The following is a 3,078-nucleotide window of genomic DNA, read 5'->3' as shown; positions in this document are numbered from 1 at the left end:
TAAACTACTGCAAGTTACAAGCTGTTCCTCTTTAAAACAAAAGATTGAGATGATATCCTGATTTGCAAATTTGAAAATGTGAAGATTTGCAAATGTGGAGGATGGGTATAGCATAGGCCTTGTTGCCCTAAGCACCAGATTTCTATGTAATTTGTCTCACTACGGAGGGTTCAGTGTAAATCATCAGGCAGATTCCGGCTTCTTAAATTGTGCCTGTTGTCACAAGTGGAAGTGGCATCGTGCTGCTGAAAAACGCTTGCTCCTAAAGGCTCCGGAACGAAATACAATTTCAAATCCTCTTCACATCTTCACAACTGCCAATCAAAAAGCTTACTCCGTAAAGAAAATGCGCTTGACACGGGTGCTGACGTTGGTGAGCAGTTCGTAGGGGATGGTGCCGATTCGCCGGGCCAGCTCCACCAGCGTGAGTTGCGGCCCGAACACGATCACTTCGTCTCCGGCTTTGGCGGCTATACCTGTGATGTCGATCATGCACATGTCCATGCACACATTGCCGATCACAGGAGCACGCTGGCCGTGGATGATCACTTCGCCGGCGCCGTTGCTGAAGCGTCGGTCGTAGCCGTCGGCATACCCAATAGCAATGGTGGCGATGGTCTTATCGGTATTGGCAATCCCTTTGCGGCTATACCCTACGGTCTCGCCTTTGCGGATGGATTTTATCTGCGATATGGTGGTTTTGAGGGTACTCACCGGTTGCAACGCCTCCTGTTCCGAGCCAGTTGCTTCTACGCCATAGAGGCCGATGCCCAGGCGCACCATATCCAGCTGGTGCTCCGGGAAACGAACTATACCGGCAGAGTTGAGGATGTGCTTCAGCACCGGGTAGCCGAGACGTGCCTCGACCTCTGCCGCCAGCTTGCTGAAGTTGCTGATCTGCATTTGGGAGAAATCATTGTGAAGAGCTTCATCGGCACCTGCCAGGTGGCTGAACGTGCTTACCACCTGAACCTTCTGCTTTTGGAGTAGTCCGAATAGGGCATCAAAATCTTCCGCCGTAAACCCGAGCCGGTGCATCCCGGTGTCGAGCTTAAGGTGGATCTTTTGAACAATGCCCGGCGATGCCGTAGCCAGCAAGGTTTCCAGCAATTCCAGCGAGTAGATCTCCGGCTCCAGGTTATATTGCCGCATCTTGACAAAGCTGTCAGCCGCCGGGTTCATGACCATAATGGGCAGGGTAATGCCGTGTTCGCGCAGGCTTACGCCTTCGTCCACGTAGGCCACAGCCAGGTAGTCGGCCCGGTGAAATTGCAGCAGGTTGGCCACTTCGAAGCTGCCGCTGCCATAGGCGAAGGCTTTGACCATCACCATCAGCCTGGTGCCCGGAGCCAGCCGGGAGCGGTAATAGTTCAGGTTATGCACCAGGGCATCCAGGTTCACCTCCAGCACGGTACCGTGCACCTTCTGCTGAAAGGCATGCACGATCTTCTCAAACTCAAATACCCGGGCACCCTTCACCAGTATCAGCTCGTTGCGAAACTGGTCGGGGTTAAACTGACTCAGGAACCCGGATGTACCTGAATAAAAGCTGCCATTGCTGCCGAACTTAGCGGCATGTGCCTGTATGGTAGGGCCTATTCCGATGAGCCGCTCAACGCCATGCGCCCTGGCCAGAGCAGCTACCTCGGCGTATAGTTTATCTTCCGGCACGCCTGACTCCAGCAGATCTGAGAGGATAAGCGTGCGCTTTCCCCGCTTCGGCTGGCTGGCCAGCAGGTCGAGCGCGATGGATAGACCCGCCAGGTCGTTGTTGTAGGTATCGTCTATGAGGTAACAGCCGTTGATGGCTTCTTTCATTTCCAGGCGCATCGCCACGGGCTGCAACCGGTCCATCCGGTCCTGTATTTCCGCCAGTACCAGGCCCCGGTACAGCAGCACAGCCAGGCAATGGAGTGCGTTTTCCACGGAGGCCTCATCCGTAAAAGGTATAGCCAGGCTGTGTTTCTCCTGCTGATAGGTATAGGCTACGATTGTTTTGTGACCTGCTGTCGTGCTACTCTCTATGGTGACGTCTGCCGGCTGCTTCCGGGACCAAGTGAAGGATCTGATCCCTTCGGCCTGCACGGCTTCCTGCACAAGTTCATGGTCCAGGCAATAAAAGAGCAACTCTACCTGACTGAAAAGCTGAAGTTTCTCGGCGACCTTCTGCTGCCGGGAGGCAAAGCCTTCATCATGTGCGTTACCGATGTTGGTCAAAAGCCCCAGGGTAGGCTGGATGATGCGCTGCAGCCTGGTCATTTCGCCCGGCTGCGATATACCTGCCTCAAACACTCCGATGGTATGGTTTGCCTCCAGCTGCCACACCGAGAGCGGCACCCCGATCTGGGAGTTGTAGCTTCGGGGGCTTTTCACAACCAGTTCGTCCGGGCTCAGCAGCTGTGCCAGCCATTCTTTCACGATGGTTTTGCCGTTGCTGCCCGTTATACCCAGCACCGGGATCCGGAACTGCGCCCGGTGCCAGGCTGCTACTGCCTGCAGCGCTTGCAGGCTGCTCTTCACCTGCATGATATTGGCTTCGGGGTATAGCTGTGCCAGCCCCTTTGCCTCTTCTACCACAAACTGGCGCACCCCCAGCTTGTAGAGCTGCTCCAGGTATACGTGCCCGTCGTTGTACTTCCCCCGGATGGCAAAAAACAGCGTGCCCGCCGGCTGAGAAAGTTTGCGGCTGTCGGTGAGCAGGTGAACGACAGGCCTATCCTGTACCTGCTGTACCAGGTCACCACCTGTAATCGGGAGAAGCTGCTGAAAAGTGAGCATAAGAAGGTATGATTAACTGGCTCAAAGATACTAATCCTGCTGTTGTGTTATTTGATATGGGTGTTCCTAAAAAGGTACATTCCTATTAAGTCTTCGGCAGGTATAAGGTTTAGCTGGAAGCTATACCTGCTGGTAAAAGCGTATTTTGCTGGTGTAGTTGTCTGTATTCCAATGCCCTTTTACTTCTAGTTTTATTGTTGGCTGTGGAGCGCTCCAAGCCGCGAGGCATCGTCCTGGGGGAAGGTTCGATAGCTGCTGGATTACCGGGTGCAACCACCCCTGCCCCTCCTTGTCTAAGGA

1 protein-coding gene is annotated in these 3,078 nt (G+C 54.2%); it reads right to left on the bottom strand.

From position 1 onward, the window contains the following. Window positions 1–330: 330 nt before the first annotated feature. Window positions 331–2,778 (bottom strand): bifunctional UDP-N-acetylmuramoyl-tripeptide:D-alanyl-D-alanine ligase/alanine racemase, encoded by a 2,448-nt coding sequence (locus tag OB13_RS19330; RefSeq protein WP_461491826.1) that lies wholly within the window; start codon window positions 2,776–2,778, stop codon window positions 331–333. Window positions 2,779–3,078 lie beyond the last annotated feature (300 nt).

The sequence above is a fragment of the Pontibacter sp. HJ8 genome (assembly GCF_054824225.1).
Note: the sequence above shows the minus strand (reverse complement) of the source record. Positions and strands in the feature narration are given on the sequence as shown.

Excerpts from the sequence above, each read along its gene's own strand:
- OB13_RS19330 (WP_461491826.1), bottom strand. The coding sequence starts at position 2,778 with ATGCTCACTTTTCAGCAGCTTCTCCCGATTACAGGTGGTGACCTGGTA.